Source organism: Roseateles sp. P5_E1, assembly GCF_054049335.1.
The window spans coordinates 1-19,108 of the sequence record NZ_JBFUMN010000030.1; the positions used below are offsets into that span (position 1 = coordinate 1).

At 66.7% G+C, this 19,108-nt stretch carries 12 protein-coding genes; 10 read left to right on the plus strand and 2 right to left on the minus strand.

The features are described from left to right. The 10 genes from ACXJKJ_RS19845 to ACXJKJ_RS19890 all read left to right on the plus strand — a co-directional run. The coding region (locus tag ACXJKJ_RS19845; protein ID WP_457391788.1) for a TonB-dependent receptor domain-containing protein at positions 1–1,190 on the plus strand (1,190 nt) is incomplete at its 5' end. 113 nt (positions 1,191–1,303) lie between these two features. Then, complete coding sequence (locus ACXJKJ_RS19850; protein WP_457391789.1) at positions 1,304–2,665, plus strand: BNR repeat-containing protein; 1,362 nt, start codon at positions 1,304–1,306, stop codon at positions 2,663–2,665. Positions 2,666–2,977: 312 nt separating this feature from the next. Beyond that, a complete protein-coding gene (locus ACXJKJ_RS19855) occupies positions 2,978–5,659 on the plus strand; it encodes a TonB-dependent receptor (protein ID WP_457391790.1) in 2,682 nt (893 codons plus the stop codon). A gap of 109 nt (positions 5,660–5,768) precedes the next feature. Then, positions 5,769–8,129: a beta-galactosidase gene (locus tag ACXJKJ_RS19860; protein WP_457391791.1), complete on the plus strand. Its 2,361-nt coding sequence runs from the start codon at positions 5,769–5,771 to the stop codon at positions 8,127–8,129. A gap of 14 nt (positions 8,130–8,143) precedes the next feature. Next, positions 8,144–9,487 carry an MFS transporter gene (locus ACXJKJ_RS19865; protein WP_457355507.1) on the plus strand — a complete coding sequence of 448 codons (1,344 nt, stop codon included), beginning with the start codon at positions 8,144–8,146 and terminating at the stop codon, positions 9,485–9,487. 14 nt (positions 9,488–9,501) lie between these two features. Beyond that, a complete protein-coding gene (locus ACXJKJ_RS19870) occupies positions 9,502–12,729 on the plus strand; it encodes a glycoside hydrolase family 2 TIM barrel-domain containing protein (RefSeq protein ID WP_457391793.1) in 3,228 nt (1,075 codons plus the stop codon). 121 nt (positions 12,730–12,850) lie between these two features. Next, complete coding sequence (rhaS, locus tag ACXJKJ_RS19875) at positions 12,851–13,852, plus strand: rhamnose ABC transporter substrate-binding protein (RefSeq protein WP_457391795.1); 1,002 nt, start codon at positions 12,851–12,853, stop codon at positions 13,850–13,852. Positions 13,853–13,862: 10 nt separating this feature from the next. Continuing rightward, a complete protein-coding gene (locus ACXJKJ_RS19880; RefSeq protein ID WP_457391797.1) occupies positions 13,863–15,386 on the plus strand; it encodes a sugar ABC transporter ATP-binding protein in 1,524 nt (507 codons plus the stop codon). Next, positions 15,383–16,357 (plus strand): ABC transporter permease, encoded by a 975-nt coding sequence (locus tag ACXJKJ_RS19885; protein WP_457391799.1) that lies wholly within the window; start codon positions 15,383–15,385, stop codon positions 16,355–16,357. The genes ACXJKJ_RS19880 and ACXJKJ_RS19885 overlap by 4 nt, the downstream gene beginning before the upstream one ends. Beyond that, positions 16,354–17,316 carry an ABC transporter permease gene (locus ACXJKJ_RS19890; RefSeq protein WP_457391800.1) on the plus strand — a complete coding sequence of 321 codons (963 nt, stop codon included), beginning with the start codon at positions 16,354–16,356 and terminating at the stop codon, positions 17,314–17,316. Before ACXJKJ_RS19885 ends, ACXJKJ_RS19890 begins: the two co-directional genes overlap by 4 nt. Here ACXJKJ_RS19890 and sctR read toward each other — a convergent pair. Together sctR and sctQ are read right to left on the minus strand one after the other, a co-directional pair. Continuing rightward, the gene (sctR, locus tag ACXJKJ_RS19895) at positions 17,289–17,951 is read right to left on the minus strand and encodes a type III secretion system export apparatus subunit SctR (protein ID WP_457355496.1); all 663 of its coding nucleotides are present in this window, start codon (positions 17,949–17,951) and stop codon (positions 17,289–17,291) included. The genes ACXJKJ_RS19890 and sctR overlap by 28 nt on opposite strands. Positions 17,952–17,953: 2 nt before the next feature. Next, the gene (gene sctQ / locus ACXJKJ_RS19900) at positions 17,954–19,033 is read right to left on the minus strand and encodes a type III secretion system cytoplasmic ring protein SctQ (protein ID WP_457391871.1); all 1,080 of its coding nucleotides are present in this window, start codon (positions 19,031–19,033) and stop codon (positions 17,954–17,956) included. Positions 19,034–19,108: the final 75 nt, after the last annotated feature.

Here is a 19,108-nt window from a genome sequence, read left to right on the forward strand (position 1 = left end):
CCTGGGGCACCTTCACCCGAGCCTACACCTACTCCACCTTCGACCCGCTGGCCCTCAACTCGGAGGCGACCTTCACGCCGGCGCAGAGCTTCAAGGCGCAGGAGAACGTGTCCACGGCCTTCGTGCAGTCCGACTTCCGGGGCCAGGTGTTCGACCGGGAACTGCGCCTGAACGCCGGCGTGCGCTTCGCGCGCACCGAGACGCTGATCGACAACTTCAAGCARCAGGGTGCCAGCCTCACCTACGCGCCGAACCAGGAGAAGGGCTCCTACACCAGCGTGCTGCCGGCCTTCAGCTCGGCCTTGGACCTGACCGACAACCTGACCTGGCGTGCCTCCTGGGGCAAGACGCTGAGCCGCCAGGCGCTGTCCATCATTGCGGCGCAGACGGTCATTCCCAACCCGTTCGACAACACCGCAACGGCCGGCAATCCCAGCCTGCGTCCGCAGAAATCCAAGAACTTCGACACCAGCCTGGAGTGGTATTTCCAGAAGGGCAGCATGCTGTCGGCGGCCCTGTTCCGGAAGGAACTGACCGACGCCACCACGAGCAACAGCGTGCAAACCACCTTCGGCGCGCTGGGCCTGCCTGACACGGCGCTGGGCGCCATCTTCCAGGACGCCAACGGCAAGGTGGATCCCAAGCTGCCGATGACGCTGAAGACCTACAGCAACGCCGGCAAGCAGACGCTCAAGGGCTTCGAGCTGGCCTACCAGCAGGCCTTCACCTTCCTGCCCGAACCCTTCAAGGGCCTGGGCGCGCTGGCCAGCTACACGCACATCAACCCGTTCAACAGCGCGGTGTGGACGACCAATGGGGGCAGCGTCATCGACGTGAACTCCGTGCCCAAGTACGCATACAGCACCACGCTGTACTACGAGAACGGCCCGTTCGCATTCCGCACGTCCTACAACTACAAGGGCCGCTCGCTGCACAGCGACAACCCGAAGAACAACGGCGATGACCTGATCCGCTGGCGCGCCGGCCGCGGCTACCTGGACGCCAACGTCAGCTACAAGATCAACGACTCGCTGGAGATCCGCGTGGAGGGGTTGAACCTGTCCAACACGCTGGCCTACGACTACTTCGAAGATGCCACCGGCCAGTACGGCCTGGGCAACAAGACCCGCATGGACTATGCGAAGTACGACGGTCGCACCTTCAAGATCGGCCTGCGCGGCAGGTTCTGATGCCCCTCGTCCGGTCTCGCGCCGCTGAACGCGGGCGTGCCCAACCGGTCCCCCGTGGGGACGGCGATGCTTGCGGCGTTGAGCCGCAAGCACATCGCCCCAGGCGGGCCGGCTTGGGAGCGGCCCGGCGCTCGGCCCGCAAGTTCGACGCGCTGTCCGTTCTCATGGCCGCGGCGTGTGCCGTAAGCTGCGCCGCGCCACCACCGCGCGCCGCTGATATCCACGCCGGCGATGTGCGTGTGGTCGACGTCGGTGAGGGTTGGGCGCGCAACTCCGTCAACGCCGTGGTGTTCCGCAAGAACTCCCTCGTCACCCACGGCGACATGCAGTACATCGCCTTCTACGACCCGCAGGCCCGGGTGGTGCTGGGCAAGCGCCGGCTCGGCAGCGGCGCCTGGGAGCTGAGGACCACGCCCTACCAGGGCAACGCGCTGGATGCCCACAACAGCATCAGCATCATGGTCGATGGCGCGGGCTATCTGCACCTGGCCTGGGACCACCACAACAGTGCGCTGCGCTACGCGCGCAGCCTGCGGCCCGGTGCGCTGGAAATGACGGCCGAAATGCCGATGACGGGGCAGGACGAGGCCTCGGTGTCCTATCCCGAGTTCCATCGCCAGCCGGACGGCAATCTGCTGTTCTTCTACCGGGACGGCGGTTCGGGCCGGGGCAACCTGGTTCTCAACCGCTACGACGTCGCCACGCAGGCGTGGACGCGGCTGCACGCCAACCTGATCAGCGGGGAAGGCAAGCGCAACGCCTACTGGCAAGCCTTCCTCGACCACCGCGGCACCCTGCATTTGTCCTGGGTCTGGCGCGAATCGCCGGACGTCGCCAGCAACCACGACCTGGCCTATGCCCGCTCGCGCGACGGTGGCCGCAGCTGGGAGACCTCCGACGGCCGGCCGTGCGCGCTGCCCATCACGCTGTCCAGCGCCGAGGTCGCCGCGCACATCCCGCAGAACAGCGAACTGATCAACCAGACCTCGATGTCGGCCGACCAGGACGGCAACCCCTACGTCGCCAGCTACTGGCGGCGCGCGGGCCGCACGGTGCCGCAGTACCAGGTGGTCTACCGCCGCGGTGGTGCCTGGCGGGAACTGGAGCTGGACTTTCGCCGCACGCCGTTCTCGCTCAGCGGCGTGGGGACCAAGGCGATCCCCGTGTCACGCCCGCAAATCATGGTGAGCCTGGGAGGTGGTGAGCCCACGGCGCTGCTGGTGTTTCGCGACGAGGAGCGGGGCAGTCGGGTGTCGGTCGCCCGCATAGCCGACTTCAGTGCCCGGCGTTGGACCGTGCACAACCTGACGGCGGATTCCGCCGGCGCCTGGGAACCCAGTTTTGACACGGAGTTGTGGCGCGAGCGAGGCGAATTGAACCTGTTCCTGCAAACCGTGCAGCAGGTGGACGGGGAGGGCACCGCTGACATTCCGACCAGCAAGGTGCGAGTGCTGCAATGGCGTCCGAAACCCTGAGCGACGGGAAAGCCTGTGCCCTAAAGCGCCGCTCCGTACTATATGTTTATTGCCAGCTATACGAACTTTGGATGGGGCAAAGGCGAAACAGCATACGAATTGAATATTCAACGGTGCTAGCCTTTCGACATTACCTGTTCAGGTGTAATCCACTGCGAGCGGTGTAATGATTGGTATCAATAAATCGGCAGACGAACGCATTTTGTTTCGCCTGCCAAACATACCCACCTCACGGAGACAACCATGCGGTCAAAGAATTTCGCAAAAACCGTCATTGCCGGTTTGATCAGCCAGTTTTGGCTAGCATCCCCGGTGCATGCGCAAGATACGGCAAAGCCCGACCTGGAACGGGTCGTCGTCACTGGTATCCGGGCCTCGCTGGAATCGTCAGTCGCGACCAAGCGCATGCAGGACGGCGTCGTCGACGCGGTGTCCGCGGAAGACGCCGGTAAATTCCCCGACACGAATATCGCCGAATCGCTGCAGCGCGTCACTGGCGTGCAGATCCAGCGCAACAACGGCGAGGGCCGGTATATTTCCGTTCGCGGGTTGGGGCCGGAGTTCAACAATGTGCTCGTCAACGGCCGAACCATGACCAGCGATACCGGTGGCCGTGAGTTCTCGTTCGACCTGCTGTCGCCCGATCTCATCTCGAAGGCGCTGGTTTACAAGACGGCGCAGCCCTTCCTGCCCGAGGGCGGCATTGGCTCCACGGTCGATATTCAAACGGCGCGGCCGCTGTTGGGCCGCAAAGGCCACAGCGCGGTGGTGAACCTGTCCGGGTCCTACGATTCCAACTCCAAGAAGAAGACGCCCAACGCGAGCGCGATGTACTCGTTCGCGAACGACGACCGCAGCTTCGGCGTCAGCGGTTCCCTGTCGTACACCGACCGTGCCTCGAAGCAGACCAAGGCCGTCAACGACGCGTGGAACTACAAGGACGTGACGCTGATCAACGGCGACCTGAATTCCAAGAACCTGACGATGGCCGACGTGACGGTCAAGAAGCTCTACATCCCGCAGAGCTTCGGGTTCCAGGAGGAAAACGAGCGCCGCAAGCGCCTGGTGGCCGCGGGCACCGTCCAGTTCAACCCGAGCTCGGCGCTCAAGCTCACGGCCGATGCGCTGTACTCGCGGCTGGACCAGAAGAACGACGTCATCGCGGTCAGCGACTGGAACAACCCCACCCAGCTCGGCGTCAAGTTCAACGCCGACAACCAGATCACCAGCTTCCTGCGGCCGGGCTCGACCTTCTTCGCCAACAACCCGGAGATTGCCGGCCCCGGCAAGCTGCTCGGCGAAGCGAACTCCAACGACATGATCGTCAAGGCCGGCGACCGGCTGTCGACGACCAAGGCCTTCGGTGGCAATGCCAAGTGGGCGCTGGCGCCGGAGTGGAACCTGGAAGCCGACCTGTCCTCGTCGCGCACGACCTCGGGGACGCCCGACATGTGGATCGTCGCCGGGATGGTGCCCAAGAACGGTGACACGCTGACCTTTGACGGCACGCCCACCATCCATTTCGGGGACAGCCTCTCCGACCCCGCCGCCGTGCGTGCCCACGCCGTCGCCTATGGCCAGATCCGCAATGGCGACGACCTGAAGGAAGGCCGCGTCAATCTGGGCTGGGATCACGAGATCGGCTACTTCAAGGGGCTGCAGTTCGGCCTCGCGGCCTCGCGCCGCAAGGTGGACCGTACCCAATGGAACAGCGATTCGTGGAACGCATTCAGCGGCTATCACGTGTCGCTGCCGGCCTCGCTGTTCACGGTGAGCAAGCTCGACAACATCCTGGGCGCGGAAGGCGCGATGCCGTCGACCTTCCTCAGGTTCGACCCCTACGCCTACATGGCCTACCTGAACCAGCCGTCGCTGATCGCGCAGTCCAACGATCCGGCGCTCTACGGCGACAAGACCAAGTACCCCAACGGCCCGATGGCCATCGACTACACCAGGCCGTCGATGTGGGCCGTCAAGGAGAAGGTGTCCAGTCTCTTTGTCGACAGCAAGTGGGAGGGCGACGGCTGGTCGGGCAATGTGGGCGCGCGGTATGTGCACGTGAACTCCACGTCGATCGGCATCAGCCGGGTGCTGCTGTCGGCCGTCAAGAGCCCCAACGACACGACCTACATCCTGAACTACGGCCTCGACAGCGTGAACTCGGTCGAGAACAGCTACAACAACCTGCTGCCCTCTGCCAACCTCAAACTCGACCTGACTCGCGACCTCGTGCTGCGCCTGGCGGCCTCCAAGACACTGACGCGCCCGACGCTGAACCAGATGGGCGTGAGCAACTGGTACGGTGGCCGTTTTGGGGACGTGCAGACCGGCGGCGGCAACCCCTATCTCAAGCCGATGCGCTCGACCAACCTGGACGCGTCGCTGGAGTGGTATCTGTCCAAGACCAACTACGTCAGCGCGGCGGTCTTCCAAAAGAAGGTCACCGACTTTCTCGAATCCCGGCTGATCGACATCCAATTGCCGCAGTTCCCCGAGATCGCGCACGACACCCGCATCCGCAACGGGCAACAAGGCAAGATCAAAGGGCTGGAGCTGGCCGGGCAATACGCCTTCGACGCCAACAACGGGCTGCTGCAGGGCTTCGGCGTGGCGGCCAACTTCACCTATGTGGATGCGAATGCCACGCGGGAAGGCGGCGTCGCCAGCTGTGGCTATCCCGGCCTGTCCAAGCAGTCGTACAACGGCTCGGTGTTCTATGAGGACAGCCGCTTCCAGGCGCGGCTGAGCTACAACTGGCGCAACCACTTCTCCGTCGACTGCGGCGGCGGCAGCACCTTGCCGCGCACCCGCGCGGCCTATGGGCAGGCCGATGCCAGCGTGCGCTACAACGTCACGCCGACGGTTTCGCTGTATGCCGACGCGATCAATCTGAACAACGAACGCATGCACGAATACGCGAACAACGAGTCGCAGTTCCTGACCTTGGAGGACGTCGGCCGCCGCTTCAACGTGGGTGTGCGGGTGGCGTTCTAGCAAGCCAGCAGAGTTCTCCAGGCGGTGCCCGGGCGCACGCCTTTCACCCTGTCTCTGCGAGGCAGGGTTTTTTTGTTCAGGCCAGCCGTACAAGAAATCAGGACCCCTCATGACTGTTCTTCTTCCCCGTCGTCGACTGCTCGGCGCTGCCGCCTCCGGCGCGACGCTGCTGCTGAACGCTTCGCCTGCCAGCGCGGCCAAGGCAGAAGCACCGCGCTTTGCCATCGGCGAGAGCGACTTCCTGCTCGACGGCAAGCCGCTGCAGATCCGCTGCGGCGAGATGCATTTCGCCCGCGTGCCGCGCGAGTACTGGAAGCACCGCCTGCAAGCCATCAAGGCCATGGGCATGAACACGGTGTGCGCCTACCTGTTCTGGAACTTCCACGAATGGCGCGAAGGCCAGTACCAATGGGAAGGCCAGCGCGACGCGGCTGAGTTCTGCAGGCAGGCACAGGCCGAGGGCCTGTGGGTCATCCTGCGCCCCGGCCCCTACGCCTGTGCCGAATGGGAGATGGGCGGCCTGCCGTGGTGGCTGCTCAAGCACCCCGGTGATGCCTTCCTGCGCAGCCGCGACGACGCCTTCGTGCAACCGGTGCGGCGCTGGTTCAGGGAGGTCGGCCGCGTGCTGGCACCGATGCAGGTCAGCCAGGGCGGCCCCATCCTGATGGTGCAGGTGGAGAACGAGTACGGCTTCCTGAACGACGACAAGGACTACATGCGCGTGATGCGCCAGGCCGTGCTGGACGGTGGCTTTGACGTGCCGCTGTTCCAGTGCAACCCGACCAACGCGCTCGGCAAGACGCACATCCCGGAGCTGTTCAACGTGGCCAACTTCGGCAGCGACCCAGCGACCGGCTTCAAGGCGCTGGCCGCCTTGCAGAAGGGGCCGCTGATGTGCGGCGAGTACTACTCCGGCTGGTTCGACACCTGGGGCGCCCCCCACCGCCGCGGCGACAACGCCCGCGCCGTGCAGGACATCGACGCGATGCTGAACGCCAACGGCTCGTTCAGCCTCTACATGGCCCATGGCGGCACGACGTTTGGCCTCTGGGGTGGCTGTGACCGGCCCTTCCGCCCCGACACGACGAGCTATGACTACGACGCGCCCATCGGCGAGGCAGGCTGGGTGGGCGACAAGTTCCGCACTTACCGCGACTGCCTTGCCAAGCACCTGAAGCCGGGCGAGGTGCTGCCCGACCCGCCGGCCCGGCTGCCGGTGATGGCGATCCCTTCGTTCACCCTCACCGAGACGGCGCCGGTGTTCGCCAATCTGCCGGCGCAAGCGATTGCCGCCGAGTCGCCCAGGAACATCGAGCACTACGACATCAGCCGCGGGCTGGTTGCCTATCGCGTCACGCTGCCGGCCGGCCCCGCCGGTAAGCTGGAGGCCGCGAACGCGCGCGACCTGGCCTGGGTCTTCGTCGGCGGCCGCCTGGCCGGCACGATGGACACGCGCTACCGCCGCTTCAGCGTCGACATCCCCGCGCGCAGCCGCGACACCATGGTCGAGATCCTGCTGTACACGATTGCCCGCGTGAACTTCGGCATGGAGGTCCACGACCGCAAGGGCCTGCAGGGCCCGGTCATGTTGCGCACGTCGAAGACCGAGACGCAGGAACTCAAGGGCTGGGAGATCCGCGCCATCGACTTTGGCGCCGACGGCGACCTGCCGCCGCTGCGCTGGCAGTCCAAACGATTGGCCGGCCCCGCCTTCTGGCGCGGCAGCTTCGAAGCGATGGCAGCGGCCGATACCTTCCTGGACATGTCGAGCTGGGGCCAGGGCATCGTCTGGATCAACGGCCGCTGCCTGGGGCGCTACTGGAGCATCGGCCCGACGCAGACGATGTATCTGCCGGGGCCTTGGATCAAGGCCGGCCGCAACGAGGTCGTGGTGCTGGACCTGACCGGGCCGCGTGTCAACCGCATCGAAGGCAAGACCGCGCCCGTGCTCGACCAACTGCGGCCGGAGCTCGACCTGGCGCGGCCGCCCAGCAAGGCGCGCCCACGCTTGGCTGGGTTGACGCCGGTGCATGCCGGGCAGTTCGCCAGCGGCCCGGCCACGCAGGACGTGCGCTTTGCCGAGCCCGCCCGCGGCCRCCAGCTCTGCATCGAGGTGCTCGACAGCTTCGACGGCAAGCCCCATGCGGCCATCGCCGAGTTGGCGCTGCTCGACGCGCAGGGCAAGCCGCTGAACCAGACGGCCTGGACCATCGCCTACGCCAGCAGCGAGGAGGCGCGCAAGGAAGACGGCGGCGCGCTGAATGCCATCAACGGTCAGGCGACTGACTATTGGCACACGGCCTACAGCGGTACCGTCCGTCCCTCCGGTCCGCCGCGCCTCATCATCGACCTCGGCGCGCCGGCCGACATCGCCGGCCTGCGCTACACACCTCGCCAGGGGCCGGACGGCGTCACCGGCCGAATCCGCCGCTACCGCGTGTTCGTCGGTGACAAACTGGTTGCTGAGTGAACAGAGGACTGAACATGAACCCGCAAGTCATCGGCAAGTACAGATGGACCATCTGTGCGCTGCTGTTCTTCGCCACCACCGTCAACTACCTGGACCGCCAGGTCCTGAGCCTGCTGGCGCCGGCCCTGTCCAAGGAGTTCGGCTGGTCCAACACGGACTACGCCAACATCACCGCGGTGTTCCAGTTCGGCTACGCGATCTCGATGCTTTTCGCGGGCCGGTTCATCGACGCGATCGGCACCCAGCGCGCCTTCGCCATCGCCGTGGTCGTCTGGTCGCTCGGCGCCATGATGCATGCCCTCTCCGTGCCCATTGGCGGCATGCTGGTGGCCCTTGGTGTCGGGCTGCCGGTGTCGGTGGCGGGCTTCATGGTGTCGCGCGCCGTGCTGGCCCTTGGTGAGGCCGGGAACTTCCCTGCGGCCATCAAGGCGACCGCCGAATACTTCCCCAAGAAGGAGCGGTCATTCGCCACCGGCATCTTCAATTCGGGAGCCAACGTCGGCGCCATCCTGGCGCCGCTGACCGTGCCGTGGATCGCCGTCACCTGGGGCTGGCAGATGGCCTTCATCGCCATCGGCGCCATCGGCTTCCTGTGGGTCGCGTTGTGGCTCACCTTCTACGACGCGCCGTCCCGTCAGCGCCGGCTGGGTGCGGCCGAGCTGGCCTACATCAACAGCGACCGTGAGGCCACCGCGCCTGCCGTGGAGGGCGCCAAGGTGCCGTGGTTCCGGCTGCTCGCGCACCGCCAGACCTGGGCCTTCGTCGTCGGCAAATTCCTGACCGACGGCGTCTGGTGGTTCTACCTGTTCTGGCTGCCCAAATACCTCACCGGCCAGTACGGCATGAGCACGACGGACATCGCGCTGCCGCTCACCGTCCTCTACAGCATGACCATGATCGGCAGCATCGGCGGCGGCTGGTTCCCGACCTACTTCATGGAGCGTGGCTACAAGCCCTATGACGGCCGCATGCGGGCGATGCTGGTGATCGCCTTCTTCCCGCTGGTGGTGCTGCTGGCCCAGCCGCTGGGCTCCATCAGCTACTGGCTTCCCGTGCTGCTGATCGGCATCGGCGCGTCGGCCCACCAGGCCTGGTCGGCCAACCTCTTCACCACCGTCTCGGACATGTTCCCCAAGCGGGCCATCGGCTCGGTCGTCGGCATCGGCGGCATGGCCGGCGGCCTGGGCGGCGTGGCCGTGTCCAAGCTCGGCGGCTGGATCTTCGACGCCTACGGCGCGCGCGGCGACCTGTCCACCGGCTACATGATCATGTTCTCCATCTGCGCGCTGGCCTACCTGGCCGCCTGGGCCGCCATGAAGGCGCTGGTGCCGCGCCACAAGGAAATCAACGAGCTTTGATGATGGAAATACACATGCAGCTGAGACTGATCGCCGGTGTGAGCGTGGCGTTGCTGGGCGTCACGTTGGGCGGTGCGGCGCGCGCCCAGGCACCGCAGGTGCAGGCAGTGCAGGTCGACGCGTCGCGGCCGGACTGGGAGAATCCGGCGGTCTACGCGCGCGGCAAGCTGCCGGCCGCGGCGACCCACTTCCCGTTCGAGAGCCGCGAAGCGGCGCTGGCCGGCAACCCCGCGCGGTCGACCCGCTACCAGACGCTGGACGGCCTCTGGTCGTTCAGCTTCTCGCCGTCGTCCGACGACGTGCCCAGCGGCTTCGAGAAGCCCGGCTACGACATCTCGGGCTGGAAGACCATCAAGGTGCCGGCCATGTGGCAGGCCGAGGGCTACGACCAGGCCCGCTACAACAACATCACCTATCCCTTCCCGGCCAACCGGCCGCTGATCCCGCACGCCACCAACCCGGTGGGCTCGTATCGGCGCAGCTTCGAGGTGCCGGCGAACTGGTCGGCGCAGGACGTCATCCTGCATATCGGTGCGGCCGGCTCGGCCTACCGGGTCTGGGTGAACGGCGTCGAGGCGGGGTACTCGGAGGATTCCAAGCTGCCCAGCGAGTTCGACATCACGGCGCTGCTGAAGCCGGGGCAGAAGAACGTTGTCGCCATGCAGATCCATCGCTGGTCCGACGGGTCCTACCTGGAAGACCAGGACTTCTGGCGGGTCTCGGGCATCGAGCGCTCGGTCTACCTGAAGGCCGTGCCGAGGACACGGCTGACCGACCTGTTCGTCCATGCCGGCCTGGACAAGGACTACCGCGACGGCGCGCTGTCGGTCGACGTGGCGCTGACCGCGCGCACCCAGCCGCTGACGCTGCGCATGAGCTTGCTGGAGGGCGACAAGGTCGTGCTGACGCGGACCGCTGCCGTCGCGGCCGGTGCGGCCCGCACCGAGACGCTGTCCGCCCCCGTGCCGGGCGTTCGCCCCTGGACGGCCGAGACGCCCAACCTCTACACGCTGCTGGTCGAGGTGCTCGACGCCGACGGCCGGCTCATCCAGGCGACGCCGCAGCGCATCGGCTTTCGCACGGTCGAGATCAGCAAGGGCCTGGTCATGGTCAACGGCCGGCCCATCGTCATCCGCGGCGTCAATCGCCACGAGCACGATCCCGAGACCTTCCACGTGATGTCGGAAGCGTCGATGCGCCGCGACATCGAGCTGATGAAGCGCAACAACATCAACGCGGTGCGGACGTCTCATTACCCGAATGCCGAGCTCTGGTACGCGCTGGCCGACGAATACGGCCTCTACGTCATGGACGAGGCCAACATCGAGAGCCATGCCTACATGGGCTACGGGCACCAGCATCCGGAACTGAGGGCCAAGATCCAGCTCGGCTTCGACCCGGCCTGGGAAGGCGCGCACGTCAGCCGTGTGCTGAACATGGTGGAACGCGACAAGAACCACCCGTCGGTGATCTTCTGGTCCCTCGGCAACGAGGCAGGCCTCGGCCCCAACTTCGAGAAGGCGGCGGCGCAGGCGCGCCAGCGTGACCCCTCGCGGCTGATCTCCTACCTGGGTTGGGGCACGGTGGACTGGCGCCATGAGCCCAACGCCTATGTCGACATCTACGCGCCGATGTACGACGACATCGAGAAGATGGTGGACTGGGCGACCGACCCCACCCGCACCCAGCCCATGATCCAGTGCGAGTACGCCCACATGCAAGGCAACTCGGGCGGCAATTTCAAGGACTACTGGGACACGATCTACAAGTACGAGAAGCTGCAGGGCGGCTTCATCTGGGACTGGGTGGACCAGTCGATGTATCGCACCACGAAGGATGGACGACGCTACTGGGGCGATGGCGGCGAGTACGGCCCCAACCCGGGCGGCGACATCGAGTTCGGCGACGGCCTGATCCAGCCCGACCGCACGCCCAACCCGCATGTCTACGAAGTGCAGAAGGTCTACTCGCCCATTCAGTTCGAGGCCTTCGACCCAGCGTCAGCCACGGTGACCGTGCGCAACCGCCACGACTTCCGCGACCTGTCGGGCTTTGCCTTCGAGTGGGCGCTGCTGGAGAACGGCGTGGCCGTCGCCTCGGGGCCGCTGCCCGGCCTGTCGACCGCGGCGCGGGCCACGCAGAAGTTGCAGTTGCCGCTGTCCAACGTCCGGCGCAAGCCGGGCGCGGAATACCTCGTCACGGTGCGCGCGAGGGCCAGGGCGGGTGCCGTGCCGCTGACGCCGGAAGGTTACGTCGTCGGCTGGGAGCAGTTCGCGCTGACGCCTCCCGTGATCGCATCGGCCCCGCCGGCCAAGGGCACGGTCGAGCTGAAGGAGAGTGCCGACGCCGTGGTCCTGTCGGCCGCGGGTGCGACGCTGTCACTCGATCGCCAGACCGGCCTGCTGACCGGCTACGGCAAGGCAGGAACGCCGCTGTTGACTGGCGGCCAGCCCAACTTCGTTCGTGCCGAGACCGACAACGACACGCTGACTGGCACGGTCGCGCAGCAGGCGCCGTGGAAGGTGATGACCCGTGAGCGCCAGGTCCGGGGCATCGCCAGCCGCCGCCTGCCCGGCGGCGGGGCGGAGGTCGTCGTCGACCATCGCCTGGGCGCCGGCGCGGCGCGCTTCGTGACCACCTACACCATGCGCGGCGACGGCTCCGTCGATGTGGCCGGCGTGCTGACGCCGCTCAAGAGCGACCTGCCGCCGCCCGTGCGGGTCGGCCTGTGGTTCGACATGCCGCTGGACCTGACCACGGTCACCTGGTACGGCCGCGGTCCCCACGAAAGCTACGTCGACCGCAAGACGGGCGCTGCGGTCGGCCTGTGGCGCGGCGCCATCGCCGAGCAGAACCACGACTACATGCGGCCGCAGGACACCGGCAACAAGGTCGACGTGCGCTGGCTCGAAATCTCCGGCGGGGGCCGCGGCCTGCGGGTGGAGGGCCAGCAGTTGCTGATGGCCAACGCGCTCGCGTTTCCCTACACCGACCTCTACCGCCGTGCCCCCGGCACCTGGAAGAGCAGCGACATCGTTCCCCACGACCACGGCACGCTGCTGATCGACGGCGCGCAGTGGGGCGTGGGCGGCGACAACTCCTGGAGCTTCGTCGGCCAGCCTCATGCGCAGTACCGCACCCGGCTGGAACCGGTTCGCGTGGCGTTTCGCCTTCGGCCATTCGAAGGGGAGGGCGGCACACCTGGGAAGGCCATGCCCGCGCAGGCGACGATGCCGCAATAGGGCGGCTCGCGCGCAAGGGACTTCGCTCAACAGCTTGCTCGTTGTGCGCCAGGGCCGACATTCTCTGGGCAAGAACGGATAGCCTGCGGCAGCCTTCGAGCCCTCTTTCCAGGAATGCGCCATGACCCTAAGCCGCCGCACGCTGACGCTTGCCGTTTCCGCAGCCGCCTTCTGCCTTGCCGCACAGGGCGCGCTGGCCGCTGACAAGATCGCCCTTGTCGCCAAAAGCTCGGGCAACGGCTTCTTCATTGCCGCCCACCAGGGCGCGCAGGAAGCCGCCAAGGCGCTGGGCGGCGTGGAGATCGTGCTCGCCAGCCCGGCCAAGGCCACGGCCGAGGGCCAGATCGAGGTCATCAACACGCTGATTGCGCAGAACGTCAAGGCCATCGTCGTGTCCGCCAACGATCCCGACGCGCTGGTGCCGGTGCTCAAGAAGGCCATGGCACGTGGCATCAAGGTCGTGTCCTTCGATTCGGCGGTGCGCAAGGATGGGCGCCTCGTGCATCTCGCGCCTTCGTCCAATGCGCTGATCGGCCAGAAGCTCGTGGCCCTCACGACCGACGCCATCGGTAGCAGCGGCGAGATCGCGGTGCTGTCGGCCACCGCTCAGGCCACCAACCAGAACCTCTGGATCGCCGAGATGAAGAAGGCGCTGGCCCAGCCCGCGGCCAAGGGCCTGAAGCTAGTCAGCGTGGTCTATGGCGACGACCAGACCGACAAGAGCTATCGCGAGGCCCAGGGTTTGCTGAAGAGCTACCCCAACCTCAAGGCCATCGTCGCGCCGACGACGGTCGGCGTTGCGGCGGCCGCCAAGGCCGTACAGGACGAGAAGAGGGTGGGCCAGGTCTTCGTCACCGGCCTCGGCCTGCCATCGGAAATGGCCGGCCACGTTCGCAGCGGCGCGGTGAAGAGTTTTGCGATCTGGAACCCCATCGACCTGGGCTACTCGGCGGTCTATATCGCCCACGGCCTCGTCACCGGCAAGGCGACGGCGAGCGCGGGCGCGAAGATCGGCGTGGGCCGCGTCGGCACGGTCACGCTGGACGCGAACACCGAAGCAGTGATGGCCGAACCGTTCACCTACGACGCCGGCAATGTCGACAAGTTCGCCAAGTTCTTCTGACCCTGGCGTGGTGCTCCGCCTGCGGGGCATCCACAAACGTTTCGGGCCGACGCATGCGCTGCGCGGGGTGGATCTTGACCTGAGGCCGGGCCAGGCGCTTGCCGTGATTGGTGAGAACGGCGCGGGCAAGTCGACGCTGGTCAAGATCCTCACCGGCGTTCATCAGCCCGACGAAGGCGAACTGTGGCTGGACGGTCAGCCGCTGTGCCTGCACGACACGCACGCCGCCCAGGCCGTCGGCATCGTCGCCGTGCACCAGGAAACGGTGATGTTCGAGGAGCTGACGGCGGCCGAGAACATCTTCATCGGCCGCCAGCCCATGCGGGGCCCGAGGGGGCTGCATGTCGTGGACTGGGCGACGATGAATCGGCTGGCGCAGGAGGTGCTTGACGAGGTGGGCGCGGGCTTTGACGCCACGGTGCCGGTCAGCCAGCTCAGCCTGGCGCAAAGGCACTTGATCGAGATCGCGCGGGCGCTGTCGCACCGAGCCCGCGTCGTCATCCTGGACGAACCCACCGCCGCGCTGTCGCAGGCCGAGATTCGCGATTTCTACGGCCTCGTGCGCGGGCTGCTGGCTCGCGGCGTGGCGGTGCTGTTCATCTCGCACAAGTTCGATGAGCTGTTCGCGGTCTGCGACAACTACGTGGTGCTGCGGGATGGCGCCTCGGTCGGCAGTGGCCGCATGAAAGAGGCCAGCGAGCCCGAGCTGCTGCGCCTGATGGCCGGCCGCAGCATCGAGCAGGTGTACCCGCGCGTGGACACGCAACCCGGCGCGATCGTGCTGGAGGCGCGCGACCTCAGTCACCCGACCGAGTTCGACGGAATCAGCTTTGCGCTGCGGCGTGGCGAGATCCTGGGCTTCTACGGCCTGGTCGGCGCGGGCCGCAGCGAAGTCATGATGGCCTTGATGGGCCTGAAGCCGCTGGCTCGCGGCCGCATCGCCATTGACGGGCAGGAGCGGCTCATCCGTGATCCGGCCGATGCCATCGCACTGGGGTTGGCCTATGTGCCCGAGGAGCGTCAGCGCCAGGGCGGCATTCTCGATTTCTCGGTGCGGCACAACCTCAGCCTGGCCGCGCTGGCGGGGTCCAGCCATGCCGTGAAGGGCCAGGTCTCGCGCGGGCCCTGGCTGTCCGCCGTGCGCGAAAGCGCCTGGGCGCAGCGGCTGATCGAACGACTGAACATCAAGACCGCCAGCCAGGACACGCCGCTGTCCGGCCTCTCCGGTGGCAACCAGCAGAAGGTCGTCATCGGCAAGTGGTTGGGGCTGGCCCCGCGCATCGTCATCCTGGACGAACCCACCAAGGGCATCGACGTCGGCGCCAAGCAGGCGGTTTATCAACTGGTCGCGGAGATGGTGGCGCAGGGGCTGGCGGTCATCCTGGTGTCGTCCGAACTGCCCGAGGTGATGCACCTGGCCCACCGCGTGGTCGTCATGAAGCGTGGCCGGCAAGTCGCCGAGTTCCGGCGTGGCGAGGTGGATGCAGAAACTGTCGTGGCTGCGGCTTCGGGCCTGAGCAGGAACGCCGCATGACGCGTCGCATGAATTGGCGCGATTTGGCGCTGGCCGCCGTCATCGTGGCCATCACGTTGGCGGTGGGCTTGCGGTCGCCCGTCTTCCTCACGCCGCGCAATGCACTGGATATCGCCAACGATTCGGCCCTGCTGGCCATCCTCGTCATCGGCCAAATGCCGGTTCTGCTCACGCGCGGCATCGACTTGTCCGTGGCGTCCAACCTGGCCTTGACGGGCATGCTGGTGGCGCTGTTCGGCAAGCTCTTTCCGGGTGCCGGCGCGCCGGTGTTGATCCTGCTTGCGCTGGCGCTGGGCGCGGCGCAGGGCGCCCTCAATGGCTGGCTGATCACGCGCTTCGACCTGCCGCCCATCGTCGTCACCTTGGGCACCATGTCGGTCTATCGCGGCGCCATCTTCCTGGTCAGCGGCGGCGCCTGGGTCAACGACCAGGACATCCATGCGTCCATCAAGGCCCTGCCTCGCGCGGAGCTGCTGGGCTTGCCGCTGCTGGTGTGGATCGCCGCCGCCGTCGCTGTATTGGGGTGGTGGCTGCTGCGCTGGCGCCGGGAAGGGCGTGACCTCTACGCCTGCGGCGGCAACCCGGCTGCTGCGCGGGTCGTGGGCATCCCGGTGCCGCAGCGCRTCCGCATGGCCTACACGCTGTCTGGCGCGCTGGCCGGGCTCGCCGGCTTGCTCTGGGTCGGCCGCTATGCCATTGCTTTCACCGAACTCGCCGCTGGTTTCGAGCTCACGGTGATCGCGGCCTGCGTCATCGGCGGTGTCAGCATCGCAGGTGGCGTCGGCACGGTCGGCGGCGCGCTGCTGGGCGTGCTGTTCATCGGCGTCATCAATGCGGCCCTGCCCGTGATCCACGTCTCGCCGTTCTGGCAGCAGGCGATTGCCGGCGCCGTCATCCTGGTTTCGGTGATGCTGAACTCGCGAGCGCAGCGCCGGTCGGGGCAGCAGATCCTGGAAAGGCCAGCCGCATGAAAGCCTGGGGTTCCTGGGAGTGGGTGCTGGCGGCACTGATCGTGGCCGTCTACGTCGGCTTCGGGCTCGGCATCGACGGCTTTGCCTCACCGTACGCCATCGCCGACAGCACGACCAATATGTCGGAAAAGGCCTTGATCGCGATGGCCATGGCGCTGCTGATCATCGCGGGCGAGATCGATCTCTCCATCGCCGCGACGATGGCGCTGTGCTCCCTGGCCATGGGCTATGCGATGCAGGCCGGCGCAGGCCCAGCCGGCATGATCGCCGCCGCTCTGGGTTGCGGCATCGCGTGCGGCGCATTCAACGGCTGGCTGGTCACGCGCTGGCAGCTGCCCTCCATCGTCGTCACCATCGGCACGCTGTCGCTCTACCGCGGCCTGGCCCTGGTGCTGCTGGGCGACCAGGCCATCACGGGCTACCCGGAATGGTTGAGTCAGTGGGGCAACGGTACGCTGGGGGATCTGGCGGGTTGGCCGTGGCTGATCGTGCCGATCGAGTTCGGCGTCATGCTGGCCGTGGCGGTGGTGTTCATGCTGCTGCAACACCGCACGGTCCATGGCCGGCGCATCTACGCCATTGGCGCCAACCCCGTGGCCGCGCGCTTCTCGGGCATCGCGGTGCAGCGCTACCGGCTGTTGCTCTTCACGCTTGCCGGCCTGATGGCGGCGTTGGCGGCCGTGCAGCTGACCGGCCGCATTGGCAGCACGCGGCCCAACCTCGCGCTGGGTTGGGAGCTGGACGCCATCACCATCGTCATCCTTGGCGGCGTGGCGATCCAAGGTGGCCGCGGCGGCATCGTCGGCGTGCTGCTCGCGACAGTGCTGCTGGGCGGCTTCACCTTCGCACTCGGCATGCTGAACGTCTCCGGGATGGTGATGACGACCGTCGTTGGCGGATTGCTCATCTGCGTCATGGTGCTACCGCACGGCTATCGATACGAAAGCACCAGCCCGTGAATCAAGCGGGCCCACCCGTCGAGCATGACGAACAACAGCAATTTGAACGGCAGCGAAATGGTGGTCGGCGAGATCATTGACATGCCCAGCGCCAGCAGCACCGTCGCCACGATCAGATCGACCACGACGAACACCAGGTAGAGCACAAAGCCGATCTGGAAGGCCCGGGTCAGCTCGCTGAGCGTGAAGCTGGGAACCATCACCAGAAAGTCGTCGGCCTGCAGCCTGTCGGCCTGTTCCTTGGGCCAGATGGCGGCGGCCGACTTCAGGAAAAACTGGCGCTCACGCTCATGCGTGTGCTTTTGCAGGAAGGCCTTGAGCGGCGCCTTGCCGGCGTCCAGCACCATCACGACGTCAGTCCAGCCCTCGCTCCTGGCACCGGCCTGGCGGTGACGCAGCGCGTCGGCCACCTCCATGCCCACCGGCGCCATGATGTAGACCGACAGGATGATGGCGATGCCGTTGAGCACCATGTTCGGCGGCGTCTGCTGCAGGCCGAGCGCGGTGCGCAGCAGGCCAAAGACGATGACCAGCTTGGTATAGCTGGTCACCATCATCGCGACGAAGGGCGCCACCCCGAAGGCGAGGATCAGCGCCACGAGCGTCATGGGCTCGGGCATGCCGGTGGTGTTCATCGTCAGGTCTTCAGCTCGGTCGGCGCGAACTCCGAGACTCGCACGCCCAGGCGCTCGCCCACCGCCACCAGGAAGCCTTTGCCCAGCACGTTGCCATGAGCCAGGATGCGCACCGGGCTGCGGTTCAGCGGCTGCGTCAGATCGAACACATGGCCGGAGCCGATATTCCTCAGCTCGCCGAGCGACAGGCTCAGATGACCCACCTCGAAGCGCAGCGCCACTTCCAGCGCATCGAGTCGGTCCAGCGGCAGGCCCGTCGCGTCGTCGCCCTCAGTGCCGGGGGCAAGCTCATCTCGTTTCATCGAAAGGTCTCTCCATTGCGTGACGGTGATGCGCGAGCCCTCGGCCCGCGCGATGAGTTGCCGGCCTGCAGGACCACCCAGTTCGGCCTGCACGACCAGGCCCGCGCCGGCGGCGGTCCAGTGTTCGACGCTGACGATGTCGCCCGGCCGGATGCCGCGCACTTCGGCCAGGCTCAGCACGCTGGCGCCGATGCGGAATGCCAGCGGCACGCGCAGGCCGTCGAAGCCGCTGCCCAAAGGGCCGGCCGAGGCAGCCGGCAAAGGCGGCACCAGCTTGTCGAGTGCCGATGGGTCCTGGAACAGCAGCAGGCCCTGCCAGGGCCAGGGCTGGTCGTCGGCGGCTACCGTGAAGCAGACGGCGGACTCCGGCGGCAACAGTGACTCGGCGTCCTCATCGGGCTCGCCGGGCGACCATTCGAAATGCAGGCGCAGCGTGGCCTCCAGTGCGGTGGCCACCGACTGCAGTGCATCGGCCAGCAGCACGTAGCGCAACTCGGCTGGCAGCAGGGCATGGCTGCGCTCCTGCAGCAGTGCGGCCTGCGCGGGGGAATCCAGCATCAGCCAGCCCGTGTGAGGGCCGAGGCGGAATCGATAACGGCCAAATCCAGTGAAATCCTGGATGCTGCCGAAATGCCACTGCAGGCGATGCCTCGCGTCCCGTAGCGTCAGCTCGATGGGCGGCGCGCGGCGGTCGTAGAGACGATTGAGAGCCAGGCAGGCGGGCGCCGGCAAGCGCGTCAACGCGCTCACCTCGCTCAGATCGATCACGGCGGTAGGCATCAGCACGCGGCGAGCGTAGCCATCCGCGGAGCTGGGAGGAACTACGTGAATTCGTAGCACCGCGCATAACGGCGG